This is a genomic window from Phaeobacter piscinae, from assembly GCF_002407245.1.
GTDB classification, from domain to species: Bacteria; Pseudomonadota; Alphaproteobacteria; order Rhodobacterales; family Rhodobacteraceae; genus Phaeobacter; species Phaeobacter piscinae.
The window spans coordinates 2184651-2200716 of the sequence record NZ_CP010681.1; the positions used below are offsets into that span (position 1 = coordinate 2184651).

Consider the following 16066-nt stretch of genomic DNA (forward strand, 5'->3'; position numbering starts at 1 on the left):
GGTCCCTCGACGTCCAATCACCCAGTTAGACCAGATGGTTGGTTTAGCAGCACAGACGGACGCATGGGGGCCAGATCCTTTTGCTCGACTACTCTGACTCTTCCGTTTTCTCCGATGCCTAACTGAAGACGTTTGGCTGCTCCGGGCCCCAAAACCGGCAACTTCCTGCAGATCAGGTCTGCTAACGCAGGGTCTTCAACCGCGCAAATAACTTGCCTTCCTTCAGAAACTAGCTGTCCAAGCAGTTCTGAGAGATGAACACTTCGGAAATCGTCGATATGTTGAACTGGATCGTCTAGCATGATCGATGACCATCGGCTCCAAGCCATGGAAAGGTTCACAGCAATCAGAAAAGCAAGGCCAGTCGCTCGCCGTTGTCCGCTTGAATAAACAAATTGCGGGTTGATATCATTTCCCACACTGAAACTGAGATGGCGTCTGAGCTCTCCACGTATCTTGTAGTTGATTTCCTGAAAGTTTGGATGCGGCCGCAAACGCGCATAGAGTTCTGTGATTAATGGAAGAATTCGATCTAACCTTTGATTCAGTGCATCGTTTGCGGCTTTTCGAACAGAGTCATACAGCTCTTTCGCGTCAGCTTCTTTTTGACGAGCCCGAGACAAAACTTGTTCCGCTTCACGGTCACGTGAAAGTTTTTCTGCGTAGGCATTAGAAGCGCGATCCAATGAGGCTGATAGACCAGTCAGATTTAAATCAGGAAGCACGTTTCTCAGTCTCTCGTTCCGACCGGAAAGCTCTTCCAGCTCAGCGGTCAAACTGCTTCGATCTGTCTCAGCAGAAAAACCTCTATCTTCAACTATTTTTTTCGCTTGCGTGATACGCCTATCAATGCTGGTCAGGCGCTGCTCGAGACGATCCTTACTCTCATACAAGTTTTTGAGCTTGAGCTTTAGCTCGGATATCTCTGCCCTTAATTTTGTTTCTCTTGAGATTTCGGCATTGATAGCTTCCGCGCTTGCTCTTAGTGCGGCTATACCTGAACGATACCGGGAGAGATCAATTTTCGATTTGCAAAGTGGACACGAATTATCCTCGCAACCAATTTCTTCGCCCAGCATAGCCAGCTGGCTTAAACGTGATGCCAAAGTATCCGAGGAGGCTGACAAATCGATTGAAGCCAAAGTAGCTTCCTTCGGTTGAAGCTCACCCCTAACTTCCTCAATATCAGCGTCAAATCCAGCGACTGCTGCTTCGGCCTCAACCTTCGCCTGTCTAGCATCGACAAGCTCGTCGTACCTGTCCAATACCAATCGAATACTTGATATTTGAGAATGAACACGCTTCAATTCGCTACCGACAAGTTCAAACGCCTCATCTACTGGCAGTCGAAGTCCCATCATTTCTTCAGCATCTCTAAGTGCGACCTGCACACGACGGTCACTCTGTGCTCTAGATCGCGTACTATCCAGTTCGCTTTGCGCTACTGCGGCATCATTTTTTGCCTGTTCAGAGCGTTCTGCAGCTGCCTTCACCTCTCTCTTTGATGCCTCATGAATTTCCTTGGCTTTTGCTATCCATTCGTCCGCACCAATTGCTCCAATAGCGGAGCTCAGAATTGAATACCGTTCCGTCTCTTTAAGGTCCAAACTCAATGCCGCAATGTGCTCGTCACGAATGATTGTCGATGAACAAACTTGTTGCAATGCGGCTGCTGGGGCCGCTTTTTCGTCGAATAATTCCTTAGCAACCAGTTCAATATTTTCGGCATGCCCTGGCTGGAGGCTGCTTCTGGTGACAATAGTTTCGACCCCATCTAGAGTGAATCCAACAGATACATATCTCTCGTCAGGACCGTCACTCTCACCAAGCCACCAAATATAATCGTCGACCGTCTCTTGATTTGCCTTTGCATCCTGATACTTAGCGATGGAGCCAGTTAATGCGAATTCGACAGCATCAAAAATCGAGCTTTTCCCGACGCCGTTTCTGCCGTCGATTACGGTTGCGTCTGATCCGAAGTTAATCCGAACGGGGTCGCAGTAACCTCGAAAACCGGACATTTCGACAAACTTAAGTTTCATCCGAACGCCCCATCAATCTTAATACCTCTGAATTGGGTGCATCCAGCAGAAAAGCGTCGACTGCCTTAGTCGGCAAGCCGGCCGAGCGCGCCCTGATTTCTGCGACCATATCAACGACACCCAAAACTGGCGGGTTCTGAATCCCAAGAAGCGGCAGCAGACCTTGTCTTATTCCATCTTCGTCCGCATTCACCCCTCTCGCGATCTTTCTGGTTCCGGACAAATCCTCTTCTATACGCGCAAGGAGCGCTACAGCGCTTTCATCCGGTCGCTCAAATGCCAAAAACACTGAATATGCATTCCAGGCTTTCTCACCGGATGACCTTATCTGAAATTGAAACATCGAAAGTGTTTTTTCGTTCTCGGCTCTCCAGCTACGCAGCAGGTCGCCTAGATCTGAGTAGCAATGGATGAAGCCAAAGCTCACGCGATTTTCAAAAGCAAGACAGTTGCCATTCTCTGCCTCGACAATGGAGCATGAATATTCTGCTTCTTCCAAAACAGAAGAAATCAAGTCGAGCTTTGCCTTCATATTCCAAGCTCCTGTTCTGCTTGCTCATCCGTAAGAAACCTTGAGAATCGACTTCTCACCACATTTGTTGGCCTTCCCGAACGTGCGATATCGGATTTGAGACCAAAGTCTCTCGCACCGCATGCAATAGTTATATCTGGGGCACTTAGCGGGGAGGACACTCCAGCGTGCGTTTTTTCGAATTCGTTTAGAGCTTTTCCAGAAGCACGTACTACTCGAACCTTTTGCCCATTGAGATACCAGAAATTTCCCTCCAGCACTGCCCCCGCATGTCTTAGAATGATGATCATTCGTCCAACCGTGGCTGCGTCAACCGGCTGACTTTCCGTGCATGGTCCGCCTGGATCAACTCCTTCCAGATCACGCCTTATCGCCCAAAGCTGATCGACGTCTGCGTTTGGCGGCTCGCAATTGTCATAAGCTGCTCTTTGATCATGGGTATTCTCCAGCAACTGATTGCCGGACGCCAACGCTCGCCTAACGAAGCTAAGGGACCATTTCCGACGCAATTCGTTAAGGAAATCTGCTCCAGAGCACCGAACATGGTAGAATCCACCACTTGCTCGTTCCCCAACGTTGAACAATGCGGGTGCCTTCCCTGCCAGATCTGCGGTCGAACTTGGGTCTACAACAATTACATTGCTTGGATTAACGGCACCCAAGCACCTCTCCAATAGCGAGTTCAAGTAGTCCCAATCAGTAAAGTAACCGACAACGATGAGGTCGCGGTTAAGCATTTGTTGCTCAATCCACTGGGAACAGTCAGCGATCCTGCTTTGGTTCGGTTCACATTGCAATTGGCTTGGTGCCCAAACGGTTTGTCTGGGATCAGATTTCCAACACCCATGAATTTTTAGGAGCGGTGCTTTGGCAGGATAAAATGCTGCAGCGTCATCTCTTCGGGTAGCAGTGACGACCCCGCCGTAGAGTTGATCACCAGCGAATTCTATCAATGCATCAACGTTTGTACTTACGGCAATTTGAGCCGTCTTGGTCAGCAGAAAGTCAGCGACGGCAATGTGGCCAGCATTGGGAGGAGCCGAAAACGTGTTAATATCTACGAGCTTTGTTAGGTATGTGCTAGCAAGTCGCCCTTGCGCATGGAAGAACTCAGCCTGCTCTTCGATGTCGTCTGATAGCGGGTTTGCTTCAGCACCATAGATAGCATCGTATTTGCGTTTTGCCGATGCGGCCACAGACCACGCGCTAGGAATGTTGCTCGGAGCAGCCATCGAAAGGCCTGCGCCACAAATCAACGCCAGCCTCTCCTCAACTATTGCGTCGAATGCAAGCTGTACTCCGTCGGCCAAGTCTTTGTTTTCCAATGAAGCCTCGAAAAAATTCATCAAGCAGGTCTGCTGTTGGGTCAAGTTCACACGTAAAAAGAGTGGAATCAAAGTATTTCGTCGGTCAGCGCGAGCCGCGGCAAGAGAATTTGGATACTTCATCAGCTTGACTGAGCGGTAGGACTTCAGTTTTTAGGTAAGATCAACGTCATCTTTAGCTGATTATTCCCTAGTGGCCTCCTCCATGAATCTCTCAACTCGTTCTGTTCCAGCCCGATAATCGCCCAAACTAGGCTCGTCGTCGGATGCCACTCTCCGCTCTTCGTTGGCTAAGTCATCGATCTCTTCACGTCGCTTCCCGTCAATTCCAGCGCCATCACCTGAAACCGCTTTCGGCATCTCAAGCGCTCCAATCTTAGCCTCTAGCGCTTTAATCTGCCCTTGCAGCCCGCGCATCTGGTCCCCCGCTGAGGGGTAAGGCAGATCCCCAGCCTGCTTATCGAAGATCTGCTTAAAGAACCGATCCTCATAGTATTTGATCCGCTTGGCGCGGACAGGCATTTGCGCGTCGACGACCAAGACGATGTCATCCAGATCCATGCGCCGCGCCTCATCCTCAGGTAACAAAGCCGTTTCTTCCGTCCGCTCAGACATGCTGCGACCGGCGAAGGGGTTGCGGCCGACCGAGCGAGAGCGGGTCACAACCCGTTTGGTGGTTTTGCCGACGGCTTTGCTGATCTCTTCGATGGTCTTTTCATCTGAGGGGGTCAGATAGAGCTTGATGCCCGCGTTACCCTGCAAGGCGCGGCGGGCATTTTCGCCGTAGATTTCATCTAGCGCCGGGATGGTCTGTGTGACGATCGCGAGATTGGCCCGGTAGGATCGAAGGGTTTCGATGCTATCGAGAACGATCGGCATTTTGCCAAGGCGGTTGAACTCATCAAGCATGATCATCACCGGCCAAGGTTCGTCCTTGCCGGGTTCATGGTCCTGGAGCGATGCCAGCAAATCAGAGAAAAACAGGCGGATCAACGGCGCGAGCGGTTTCACCATCAGCGGCTCGACCACGAGGTAAACCGAAAACGGCGTCTTTCGGATGTCGCGAAAATCGAAGTCTGAAGTTGCTGTTGCCCGGTCGATCGCAGGGTTTGACCATTGCTTAAGGCCAGAGGTCATGAGGAGCGACAAATAGGAAGTCAGAGTGTCGTTGTTGGTCGAGGCCATGCGCATGAAGATCAACTTCGCCGCCGAGTTTACCACTTCATCAGCGCGGCGGCGATATTCCTTCTGCTTATCACCGCCTGATGCGGTGATGCGGTAGATCTCGCCCAGGGTCGGCCGTTTGCGCTCGAAGGCCAGAATCCCAGCCGCCACAAATAGGTCAATGCCACCATCAAGAAGCCCCTGTACCCGGTCGCTATCAGCTTGCAGGAACAGTGAGGCCAGGAGTTGCAGCTCCATCTGCTGGCGGTCGACATTTTCGAGCGCCGAAATGCGCAACAAAGGATTGTAGCGGTGCGAGCGGCCGTCCTTCCAGTCTGTTGGCGCGAACCGGAATACCTTATCGCCATGCGCTGCCCTGTGGCGCGCTGTCGCCTCGAAATTTTCGCCCTTCACGTCCAGCACCACAGCACTGCCCTGGTAGGTCAGAAGGTTCGGGATAACGAAGCCCGTCGTCTTGCCGCGTCCGGTCGGGGCGACGATCAGGGCATGGGGGAACACCTTTGACATCACGAAGGGTTTGCGACTCTTGGGCTTACCCATTTTACCGAGGACAAAGCCGTGGCCAGGCTTTCCGAAAAAGCCGTTCCGCTTCATCTCTGACATGTGCTGCCAGTGGGTTTCACCGAACTTGGTCAGAGCGTCGTTCATCAGGACAGCACTAAGCAAAACACCGGCACCAGTGCTGATCCCCACGATCAAGTGAACAATCTGCATATCGGCCGGATGGGTCGTGCGAAGATCTCCATAGCCACGCGCTATCATCAGAAAATCGATATCCGCCCCAACCCCGAACCATCGGAATCTCAAAAAGGCCGACGCCAGGACATACCCAAGAACTGCGCCCAGAACAGCAAAGCTGATGACGCCGAGTGCGATCCGCGCCTTACCCATGCGTCACACCCTTTTCGCCATCGCTATCGACATGCCGCTCGCGTTGAGCATCGATTTCTTCATTGGCGATTTCGTCGAGGACATGCTCCATCGCCACACTGTTCGCCAGAGCAGCATCGCTCTGCAGGTAGGCCTTGGCCGCATAGAGCCGGTCCAGGCGGTCTTCGATATGTTCCTCCAGCGTGGACTCATCGCCAATCGCCAAGTCCGAAGTACCCTCTTCACCGACCAGTTGCTCCATCTCAGCACGCAAGGTCTCGCGCTCCAGATCGCTGCGGAATGGATCTGTGGTTGGGTCGTCCCTCATACGGCTCAGGATTTCAGCAGTGGTCGGCGGCAGCCGGTCGATGATGGCTTCCTGCCGGTCGGTCTCAACCGTCCCACTCTCTTTAAGAACCTCAACATCTGCCAACACACGGCCCAGATCCCTGTGCACCTGGTCAAGGCGGTCGATCGCCTTATCCAGCTCATCGGCGCGTGACAGGTCAAAGCCTTCCTTCTCGGCAATTGCCTTCAGATCCTGTCCAAGCCATTGCCGTTCCAGCGCGGCATTGCCCGCGCCGATTTCAACGCGACGCGTCACATCCTGCGCATCAATGCCGGTGCCTCTCAAAGCCTGCTGAAGACGTTCGGTCAGAGCTGTATCCCGCAATGCACCTTGGGCGTCAGCCTGGATGTTCGCGGCCGAATAGATGCCACTTTGGGACGCATCTTCGAGCAAGGTGTGCGACTGCGTTCCCATTGGGCTGAGATGCGACAAAGAGCGATAGATGTCGTTCAGCTCATGCTCGAGCGCCGCGCGCCGCTCCACCGGGGCGTCAGCGACAATGCGTTCGGCTTGGTTGATCTTGTCGTGAAAGGCATCCACGACCTCATCAAACGAATGCTGTTCTTCGGCCATGCCATATACCTTTCCATCTGCTTCAATCGGTTTGCCCTGCGCCAAGAGCCGCGCGGCCTTGCCCAAGGCTACTGCAATGTCATGCTGGTTCTCGCGCGAGGCTTCGGCCGCCAATCCGCGATAGAGCCGCGCGTTCTGCGCCACCTCAGCCAAGGCACGGTCAAGCTCCGACCCCACACGCTCACGCTCGGTCAGCTTTTGGCCCGTGGCTTCTGCGCGACGCTGGTCTATATCGCTTGGACTTTTCGTCGTGACCCCACGCTGGAGTTTTCGTGTCGCCTCAAGGCGCAGACCATAGCGGTCCGACACCTCCACCATCGCCTCCCGAAAACTGTCGTAGTTGAAGTGGTGCTCTTCTTTCAGAAAGAAGAATTCACCATCCTTACTGCGCCGGTTCAGGACGATATGGGCATGCGGGTGATCCCGGTCCTCATGCACGGCTGCGATGTAGTCAAAGTGGCTGCCTTCGCCCTGAAAGAAACGCTCGCAGATCTCGCGCGTGATCTCGGCGACATCTTCGCCGCGCGTGCCAATCGGGAAGGCCATCAGCAGATGCGAAGTATGTCCCAGCTTGGGATGAAACCCCTCATTCCACTGCGCTGAAAACCGGCGCGTGACCTGCTCGATCTCTTTGGCCGACAAGACGCTTTGGCCGTCATAGGTGCCACGGCTGTCGATGATGAAGCTCGACTTGGTGGTCAGGTATTCCAGCTGGTTGCGCAGCTGCGTTTTGTTGTGCGTGCCGCCGTCGCGAATGGCTTTGAAGATCGCGGGCGAATGCCCCATGGCCGCGCGCGACATTTGCTTTGCACGGGCGCGCGGGACGTAGCCGCGAATGCGGCTCCAGTCGCGATCGAAGAAGGCCTCTTGCGCGGCGGCAACAGCGCTATTCCGGGCCATCGGCAGAGCCTCCCAATACGTGGGCAACCTCGCCAGACAGCGCGCTTCGGCGGCGCTGCGCCATGTCCTGAACCTGGTCCGCAATATCGAAGATCAGCCCGGCCAAGGCGCGGACCTGACCATGGGCAGAATTGCCATAGGGCGGTGTCTTGCCCAGGCGCTTTGCCTCGTTCAGGCGCTGCGCAATCTGGTTGATATTGTTGCCGGTGCGATTGAGCGAGGCCGATAGCCCCTGCATCTGATTGGCCAGTTCGTCGTCAGGAACGAAGAGATCGTTTGAGGCTTGGATTAACCGCCGCAAACCCTCGGCGCGGCTGGCGATATCATGCCGCGTCAGCACCGCATCGAAGCTCGCAAGCTCTTTTGGCGTCAGCCGGACATTCACCAGTTCGGAGCGCACGCGCGCATCCAATTTGCGGCTTTGATCGGCCTTCAACGTGTAGAAGATGCTGCGGGTCGTGACGCCGAATTCACGGGCCAGATCTTCGATCGGGACGCCCTCTGCACGCTTGCGCACGATCGCAAAACGCTGGTGTTGCGTCAGTCGTTTGTGCCGTGGTGCGCGCGGTCGGCCCATGTGAAGTAATCACCCCTATTTCTTGCCAGCATCATACAGGCAGCTCTGTTATGGCACTTCGCCATAATTGATGCAATATTATAATATTGCATCAACTGCCTGTATTCCGTTTGGAGCAGCCATAGCTGCGACCCAGCAGTTGGTGAGTAATGTGCCATCCACGTCGATGCCTGTCGCCAACGAAACGGTTGTCATCGGGCACGTTTCTTTCGATGATGAGCCCAATTGAATTAGTTTTTCACAGGAGTTCGAATTGTCAAAATCGCCCAACAAGACCGGTGGTCCGGTCGTCAAATCTGGTCCAACCAAAGGTAAGAACCGCTCGCGCAATGACGATGGACGCTGGCGCAAAAAACGTGCCGACACGGGCAAATCTCGGGGATCGAAAAGCGGCAGCGGCAAAAGTGAAAAGTCAGGTTGCTTCCTAACAACTGCAGCGTGCCAATACAAAGGCCTCCCCGACGACTGCGATGTTCTAACAACAATGCGCAGCTTTCGCGACAATGTACTGATGCGTACCGAAGAAGGAAGCAACTTGGTTGCTCAGTACTATGAGCGAGCACCCAGCCTTGTTCCCCTCTTTGAGGATCCAAAAATTGCAGATCTTGCATGGCATCAAATCTGCAAGATATCGGATTTGATTAAAGCCGAACGTAACGCTGAAGCCGTTGCCGTTTATCACGAAATGGTCGTTTCACTTGAGCGTGAGAACGCACCGCTCAAATAGCCCACAACACAGCCCTAGCAGCAATGTTCGAGAAAACGGCAGTGAACGCGGTTGCCCGCGTCCCCTGCTACTTTGATGTCTTCCAAGGTCATCGCAACGCCTCCTCAAGGATTGCGAGAGCCCCAAGACAATCGTCGATATAGGGCTGCTCCTCACCCTCCAGATCGTTCAGCTCCAGCCGGTTCAACACAGCGTAAAGCGTGGCGCGCGCCTCACGGGCGGCGCTTCGCAAGCTGACGGTATCTTCCAAACGCGCAGTCCCAAAATCATCGCTGTGAAAATCAGGGATCATCGGATTTCTCCCGCCTTGTGCTTCCAACGCGGGGCGATGTCCTTGAACGGCACCGTGAAGGGCGGCAGCGCGTCAAAGCCGTTCGAGCTTTTGGCCACCTTCACCTTGGCGCGATCATCCTCAACGCTGAGGATCTCGACACAGAACACGCCCCCCAAACCGGACGGGACAACGATCTCCTTCAGCTCGTGCCGATGCTTTCCGCAATAGACGCAGGTGCTATAAAGCCTGTCGATGATGTGACCGCCGGTCGTGCGATCACAGTCGCAGGTCCAGAATCTTTGGGGCTGATATTTACAAGCCATTTGTGGCCTCCTCTTGGGTGCTGCGGTTGGGGCTTGGCTCCCCTTCCGCCGATGGGCTGCACACCGGCCAATCTGATCTGACCGAATACGCATGTATTCGGCGGAACAGAGTGGGTGGGGGCACAGCCCGACCCACGGCCCTGGAGCGGCCAGTCAATGGGTCGAAGCCAGCAACTGGTGCGGCCCGCAGCGCGCCTTCGCGCGAGGACACGGGTTGCAGGCTTTGACGACGCGCCCGCGCGGCGCTTGCCCATTGACGGGACGCGACAGGGATGTTGGGCGGACCAATCAAATTGAAAGAAGCCTGAAGGAGGTGAGCGGGCTGAAAGCCAGTCGATCCTCCGCACAGCCCGTTTCTCAGAGCGGCCCGTGCGCAGCAGCACGGGCCACATTTTCTCATCCCGTTCAGAATGTCTGCGCCCCGCCACATGAGGCGGGGCGCAGACGTTTAAAGCTCAACACCGGCTTTCAAGTTGCCGTCCAGATCCAGCCAGGAACGGGCCTCGGCGCAATCCAAGCAAATACAGGAGCAACTGCCTTTCACGATGACCGGCGCGAGAAAGATCACTGGGTTTGACGCGCCGCATTTGCGGCACGTCATCGGGGGTAGGATTGCGGGGCCGCTCATGCTGCTGCCGCTTTCGTTTGCCCTGCGGCTGCTAGGACAAAATCGGCTGCCTTCTGCGCCTCGGACGCCGCGCGAAAAATTGCCCGTTTGTCCTCTTTGAGAGCTTTCAACCAGCCTTCGACATAGGCGGCGCTTTGGTCGAACTCCGGCGCGACGCCAATCTGGGCACCAAGGAAACAAGCGCCGATTTCCGCCACCAGCTCTTCAAAGGCGTAGGCCTCACGGTTGGCAAACTTCTTGATCCGCTCCAGCCGTTTTTCGCTGCCGGTCCAATGGGTCTTATGCCGATGTCGGCATAATGTTCATAATGCCGCGCTCCGGTTTATGCCGCGCTTGTTCAGGCGAAGTCTTGTTTCCTGCGGTTTTTGTCGTTTTCCGGCTGCATAAGACTGTAGTTCAGAACCGCCATGTGAGCGTGGCGAACTGCGCAATTGGGGCTGGCGATCTGCCATAGGTGCAACCTTCAACCAAAAGAAGGAAACACTCATGGAAAACGATACGCACCCAGATCAAACGACGAGGCGGAAACTGAAAGCTGGCAGCCATGCCGATCGCTTTGCCCTACAGATCGAGGCGGAGGGATACGGCCTCCGTTCCATCGCCAATTACAGAACCACAGCCGAGGCGCTTTGGGCGGCGATGCTGGAGGCAGACGTCTGTCCCACTGAGCTGACCGATGATCGTGTGGACCATCTGGCGACGTCGATCATCAGTGCGGCTTCTGCGAGAGACCAAAAGCACTGTCGGTACCGCATCAATCGGTTCAGGGATTATCTCATTGAAAATGCAGGCGCACCGCCGCGCTCAGAACCGCCGCTCGACATGTCACCGAGGGCCTGCCTGAAACGGGAATACGAAACCTATCTTCGCAGTCAGCGCGGCTTGTCTGAGGATACAATTTATCACTGCCTACGGTTTTATGACCGGTTCCTGACCGCGAAGTTCGGCACCGGTTTGGGTGATCTGAATACGATCAAACCCGGCGACATCACTGGGTTCATCCTTCGACTGCGGGAGGCCCAAAACGCGCCACGCGACAAAACCGGCCCGTCTCACCTTCGTAATCTGTTCCAGTTCCTGTTCTGGAGCGGCAAGACGGAGCGAAACCTGAGCAACGCCGTGCCAAAGGCGCGGCAGCCGAAACCTACAGGCATTCCGAGGTATCTGGAGCCGGAACAGGTCAACCGGCTCATTGAGGTGGTGCGCGGCCACAAGAAAACGGGCCGCCGCAACTATTCAATGCTGATGCTGATCGCCCGGCTGGGCCTTCGGCCCCCAGAGGTGACGGCGATAGAACTGGACGATATCGACTGGCGCGCTGGTGAAATCCTGATCCGCGGCAAGAGACAGTTGCACGACCGGATGCCGATGTCGGCGGAGGTTGGTGAGGCGATTGTCGATTACATCAAGAATGAGCGCCGGGGCCCGGACCGCGCGCTGTTCGTGTCGGTGAAACCGCCGTTCAAGAGGTTCAAGGACGCGCAAATCCTTCGTTGGATTTTGCGGGATGCCTATGACGCGACCGGCATTAGTCCGCCGCAAGCCTATATCGGCACGCACATTCTGCGGCACAGCCTAGCCACCGACATGCTGCGAAAAGGCGCGTCGCTGGCCGAGATCGGGGATGTGCTGCGACACCGATCTGCGATGACCACGACAATTTATGCGCAATATGATGTCGATGCTTTGCGCTCGATCTCGCGTCCCTGGCCAACGGCGGAGGAAGTACAATGAAGAGGCTTTCCCAACGACTTGATGAATATCTGGCTCTTCGGCGTTCGATGGGTTTTGATCTATCTTTTGAGGAACGGGTCCTGCGCAAGTTCACGACTTATGCCGATGAAAACCGGTTCGATCGAATCTCGACGCCGTTGTTCCTTGATTGGAAGGCAAACTACGGCAGCGCGGACAACAACACTTGGTCTCATCGCCTTGGTATGGTGCGCAGGTTTGCCTTCTGGCTTGCGGAGCACGATGATCAGACCGAAATCCCGTCCAGCCAGCTTGTCACAGGCCGATACCGACGACGGGTGCCGTATATTTACGCGCCCAGGCAGATCGCGGAACTTGTCGCCGAGGCCGGTCGGCTGCCGTCACCCTATGGCCTCCGAGCCGCTTTGTGGCAGACCCTGTTCGGCTTGATCGCGGTAACGGGCATGCGGGTGAACGAAGCTTTGTCTCTCGATCAGCAGGACGTCAATCTTGACCGTGCCGTGCTCACGCTCAGAAACACGAAGAATGGTAAAGATCGGCAGCTGCCCGTCAACGGTGACACCGCCCATCGGCTCGCCCACTATGCCGAGTTGCGGGATCGGCTGGTCGCGCACCAGTCGTCGGCGTTCTTCATCAAAGAAGATGGCGAACCGGCGGGAGATTGCGGGGCACGCTACAACTTCGCGCTGGCCAGCAGAAACACCGGCCTACGATCTCCGCAATCCTTCAACCGACACGGCAATGGGCCACGCATCCATGATTTGCGGCACACATTTGCCGTCCACACCATCCTGGACTGGTTCCACGATGGCCGGGACATCGAGGCCGAAATGTACAAGCTCAGCACCTATCTCGGCCATTCCGAGCCAAAGCACACATTCTGGTATATCGAGGCCGTGCCCGAGCTGATGCAGTTGGCCGCGGCGCGGGCCGAACGACGGGTACTGGAGGGCGCATCATGATCGCGACCTATCCACTGCCCATCTACGTGCAACGGTTCTTCATCGAGCGGCTGTTGATCCAGATGCAGGCCAGCCCAAACACGATCGCCAGCTATCGCGACACCTTCCGGCTCTTGCTGAAATACGCGACAGCAGAGACCAGGTTGCCGCCGACTGAGCTGCATGTAGCCCACATCGATGCCGACATTATCGGGCGGTTCTTGACCTTTTGCGAGGAGGAACGCGGCAACAGCGCGCGAAGCCGGAACACGCGGCTAGCAGCGATCCGTTCGTTCTTCAAATATGTCGCGGGCTGTGAACCCCAGTTGCTGCATCATTGCCAGAAGGTGCTGGCGATGCCGTCCAAACGGCACGAAAAACGCGTCGTGGACTTCCTGACTCGTGATGAGATGGAGGCCTTACTGAAGGCACCTGACCAGTCGACCTGGTTTGGGCGGCGTGATCGGGTGTTGCTCCTCACAATGCTACAGACGGGTTTGCGCGTATCAGAGGTAATCGGCCTGCGCGTTGGCGATGTCGAGCTCGGCACCGGAGCGCACCTCAGATGCATGGGCAAGGGTCGAAAGGAACGCGCAACGCCGCTTCGCGCAGACAGTCGGGATGCATTGAAGGCGTGGCTTGCGCAGTGCCGGACTGAGCCCAGCGATCCCCTGTTCGCAACCATCCGTGGCAGGTCGCTCAGCAGAGATGCGGTTGAGCGAATCGTTCGGAAACATGCGGCCACCGCCGCCTCGACCAGCTCGACGTTCAGATTGAAGCGCGTCACACCCCATGTTTTGCGCCACACCGCTGCAATGCAGCTTCTACAGAGCGGTGTGGACCGAACGATTATCGCCCTTTGGCTGGGCCATGAATCGATCGAAACGACACAGGTCTACATCCACGCCGATATCGAACTGAAAGAAAGGGCGATGGCTCTGACAAAGCCGGTTGACCAGACGGGTGGACGATATCGACCGGGTGACGAACTCCTGGCATTCCTCGAAGCGCTCTGAATTATGCCGATATGCCGCGCCGATCTGACCGCAACGCAACAGGTTGTAAGGGTCGGCGCGGCATAATCGGAAACGCGGCATTATGGATCACCTCATGGGCCAACGTCCCATAATAGCCTGCCGCATCGTGAAACGTGGCAATCGGCGGCATGTGGATGTGATCTTTGGCGGGGCTGTAATAGGCACGCGGGTCGTCGCTGGTGAGGATCTCCGCCCCTGTCCGGCTGAAAAACGCCTCAAGCTCTGGATCTTCCGCCGTCCCAAGGTCGCGGGGTTCCTCGGGCCGGATGTAGTAATCCTCCGGCAATCCCTCGATCTGATCCGCATTGAACACGCGATAGGCGCGCGCATAGGGCAGCTCTTCCTCGATGCCCAACTCGTTCTCTCGGGTGAACGTCCCGTATTTGACCACGGTCGACGACGTTTCGCCTTTTCGGACTTGGCCGCCCAGCTCTTGGGCCTGCTTGTAGGTCATCCAACGGCTGGACACATAACCCTGCTTGGCCGCCATAACCCAGAGCATCAGGACATTAATCCCGCGATACTCCTCGCCGTTGTGCCGTGTCGGCAGGGCAATGCCGGACGCGCTCCCTGTCCACGGCTTGCGCCATGGCGGCGTGCCTGCCTCGATCTCTGCAATAATGGTTTCGGTGACATGGGCATAAACATCAAACTTCGGTGCCATTTGTGGCCTCCTTGATCAAAGTGACGCGGGTGAGGCTTCGCGCCCCCTTTCCGCCGTTGGGCTGCGCCTCGGCCACCTGATCTGACCGAATACGCATGTATTCGGCGGAACAGAGTGGGAGAGGGCAAAGCCCGACCCACGGCCCTGAACGGGGCTGTCAATCGGCCACATTTGCGAAGAAAATGTCTGCGCCAAAATCAGACGCCAATTTGTCCCGCGAGGAATGGCTCGCCCGCGAGACAGGGGAAATTGGTGGCTGATTTTGGGGATGGACTAAGGTTGACCGCCACGGTCGGGGATGTTGGGCGGACCAATCAAATTGAATGATGCCTGGATCGGGGTGAGCGGGCCAAAGGCCCGTTGAGCCCTGATGCAGTCCGTTTGTAAAAGCCGTCCCGACGGGACGACAATCATGTAATTTCGTGGTTAAGGTGTGCTGTGCAAGAAACCATTAGAATCATGTTTTCAAGGAATAAGTCGTGCAAACAGAGGGCTCATTCGGTCGAACTATCCAGCTTTTCCTCGTAGACGGGAAGCCAACCGGGCTGCGAAAAGCGACGATCCATGGTTGGACAGGCTTGCTTTTTGTAAGTGGGGCTTCAGCTTTCGGCGACCTTGCCGCTCGTGAAGAGGTCGATCGAACTGGCATCTACATACTGTCGGGTCCTGATCCGGAAAAGGCCGGTGCAACCCGTGCCTATATTGGATCTGGGAACTCTGTGGCTGAGAGGATCAAGCAAAGCGCGATCAAAAGAGATTTCTGGGAAACGGCCATCACCATAACGACAAGTGACGACGACCTATCCAAAGGGCACGCAGAGTATCTTGAGGCGCGGCTCATAGAACAAGCTGCTCAAGCAGGTCGCGTCACCTTGGACAACGGCACGCAACCGGACACAAGCAGACGACGACTGCCAGAGGCCAACGTCGCCAATATGGAGCAGTTTCTATCAAACCTGCGTATCATCCTGCCCGTGATCGGTCTGGATATGCTCAAACCACAACCGCGCGCGGTGACACAGACAGCGAAGCCGGTCGAGGAACGAACAGAAGGTGAAGTGCAGTTCGAGATCCGTCACAAGAGCGGCGTCAAAGCGACTGCTGTCGAAGAAGACGGCGAATTTGTTGTACTGGAAGGGTCCGAAGCGCTCACCGAAACCGGCTATGTCCAACAGAGCTACGGTAGCTTGAAGGAAAAGCTCATTTCAGACGGCATTTTGGTTGCGGACGGCAACCAAAAACTCAAATTCACGAAACCTTGGTCGTTCAATAGTCCATCAGCCGCCGCTGCTGTTGTCTTGGATCGAAACAGCAACGGACGTCTAGAGTGGAAGGTCAAAGGATCGAAGCAGACCTATCACGACTGGCAACAAGTAGAGGCAAAACAGCCATCGTAGGGCACCCCA

At 55.6% G+C, this 16066-nt stretch carries 15 protein-coding genes; 5 read left to right on the plus strand and 10 right to left on the minus strand.

The genetic code is table 11. The annotated features are described in order from the left end of the window. Positions 1-17 precede the first annotated feature (17 nt). From phaeop14_RS10280 to phaeop14_RS10305, 6 genes are read right to left on the minus strand one after another with little or no spacing between them, the layout of a single operon-like run. On the minus strand, positions 18-2042 hold the full coding sequence (locus tag phaeop14_RS10280; RefSeq protein ID WP_096789467.1) for an AAA family ATPase: 2025 nt from the start codon (positions 2040-2042) through the stop codon (positions 18-20). Beyond that, the gene (locus phaeop14_RS10285; RefSeq protein ID WP_096789468.1) at positions 2032-2574 is read right to left on the minus strand and encodes a hypothetical protein; all 543 of its coding nucleotides are present in this window, start codon (positions 2572-2574) and stop codon (positions 2032-2034) included. Before phaeop14_RS10285 ends, phaeop14_RS10280 begins: the two co-directional genes overlap by 11 nt. After that, positions 2571-4022 carry an SIR2 family protein gene (locus phaeop14_RS10290; protein WP_145957398.1) on the minus strand — a complete coding sequence of 484 codons (1452 nt, stop codon included), beginning with the start codon at positions 4020-4022 and terminating at the stop codon, positions 2571-2573. Before phaeop14_RS10290 ends, phaeop14_RS10285 begins: the two co-directional genes overlap by 4 nt. A 60-nt stretch (positions 4023-4082) precedes the next feature. Continuing rightward, the gene (locus phaeop14_RS10295) at positions 4083-5975 is read right to left on the minus strand and encodes a type IV secretory system conjugative DNA transfer family protein (protein WP_096789470.1); all 1893 of its coding nucleotides are present in this window, start codon (positions 5973-5975) and stop codon (positions 4083-4085) included. Then, positions 5968-7776, minus strand: coding sequence for a relaxase/mobilization nuclease domain-containing protein (locus tag phaeop14_RS10300; protein ID WP_096789471.1), 1809 nt, complete (start codon positions 7774-7776; stop codon positions 5968-5970). The genes phaeop14_RS10295 and phaeop14_RS10300 overlap by 8 nt, the downstream gene beginning before the upstream one ends. Then, positions 7763-8353 (minus strand): helix-turn-helix domain-containing protein, encoded by a 591-nt coding sequence (locus tag phaeop14_RS10305; protein ID WP_096789472.1) that lies wholly within the window; start codon positions 8351-8353, stop codon positions 7763-7765. Before phaeop14_RS10305 ends, phaeop14_RS10300 begins: the two co-directional genes overlap by 14 nt. 253 nt (positions 8354-8606) lie before the next feature. Here phaeop14_RS10305 and phaeop14_RS10310 point away from each other — a divergent pair, with 253 nt between their 5' ends. Beyond that, entirely contained in the window at positions 8607-9080 is a 474-nt protein-coding gene (locus phaeop14_RS10310; RefSeq protein WP_096789473.1) for a CFI-box-CTERM domain-containing protein, read from the plus strand. Positions 9081-9168: 88 nt separating this feature from the next. Here the strand turns inward: phaeop14_RS10310 and phaeop14_RS10315 are convergent, their stop codons facing one another. From phaeop14_RS10315 to phaeop14_RS10325, 3 genes are all read right to left on the minus strand, one after another. Continuing rightward, positions 9169-9372, minus strand: coding sequence for a hypothetical protein (locus phaeop14_RS10315; protein WP_096789474.1), 204 nt, complete (start codon positions 9370-9372; stop codon positions 9169-9171). After that, positions 9369-9677, minus strand: coding sequence for a hypothetical protein (locus tag phaeop14_RS10320; protein ID WP_096789475.1), 309 nt, complete (start codon positions 9675-9677; stop codon positions 9369-9371). The genes phaeop14_RS10315 and phaeop14_RS10320 overlap by 4 nt, the downstream gene beginning before the upstream one ends. 624 nt (positions 9678-10301) lie before the next feature. Next, positions 10302-10556 (minus strand): zincin-like metallopeptidase domain-containing protein, encoded by a 255-nt coding sequence (locus phaeop14_RS10325; protein WP_338090141.1) that lies wholly within the window; start codon positions 10554-10556, stop codon positions 10302-10304. A gap of 235 nt (positions 10557-10791) precedes the next feature. Between phaeop14_RS10325 and phaeop14_RS10330 the strand changes: the two genes are divergently transcribed. The 3 genes from phaeop14_RS10330 to phaeop14_RS10340 are packed head-to-tail and all read left to right on the plus strand — an operon-like array spanning position 10792 to position 13975. Next, a complete protein-coding gene (locus phaeop14_RS10330) occupies positions 10792-12039 on the plus strand; it encodes a tyrosine-type recombinase/integrase (protein ID WP_202820828.1) in 1248 nt (415 codons plus the stop codon). Further along, the gene (locus phaeop14_RS10335; RefSeq protein WP_096789476.1) at positions 12036-12980 is read left to right on the plus strand and encodes a tyrosine-type recombinase/integrase; all 945 of its coding nucleotides are present in this window, start codon (positions 12036-12038) and stop codon (positions 12978-12980) included. Before phaeop14_RS10330 ends, phaeop14_RS10335 begins: the two co-directional genes overlap by 4 nt. Next, a complete protein-coding gene (locus phaeop14_RS10340) occupies positions 12977-13975 on the plus strand; it encodes a tyrosine-type recombinase/integrase (RefSeq protein WP_096789477.1) in 999 nt (332 codons plus the stop codon). The genes phaeop14_RS10335 and phaeop14_RS10340 overlap by 4 nt, the downstream gene beginning before the upstream one ends. A 1-nt stretch (position 13976) precedes the next feature. Here the strand turns inward: phaeop14_RS10340 and phaeop14_RS10345 are convergent, their stop codons facing one another. Next, the gene (locus tag phaeop14_RS10345) at positions 13977-14660 is read right to left on the minus strand and encodes an ArdC family protein (RefSeq protein ID WP_244905752.1); all 684 of its coding nucleotides are present in this window, start codon (positions 14658-14660) and stop codon (positions 13977-13979) included. 578 nt (positions 14661-15238) lie between these two features. Here phaeop14_RS10345 and phaeop14_RS10350 point away from each other — a divergent pair. Continuing rightward, positions 15239-16057 carry a GIY-YIG nuclease family protein gene (locus phaeop14_RS10350; RefSeq protein ID WP_244905753.1) on the plus strand — a complete coding sequence of 273 codons (819 nt, stop codon included), beginning with the start codon at positions 15239-15241 and terminating at the stop codon, positions 16055-16057. The last annotated feature ends 9 nt before the right edge of the window (positions 16058-16066 follow it).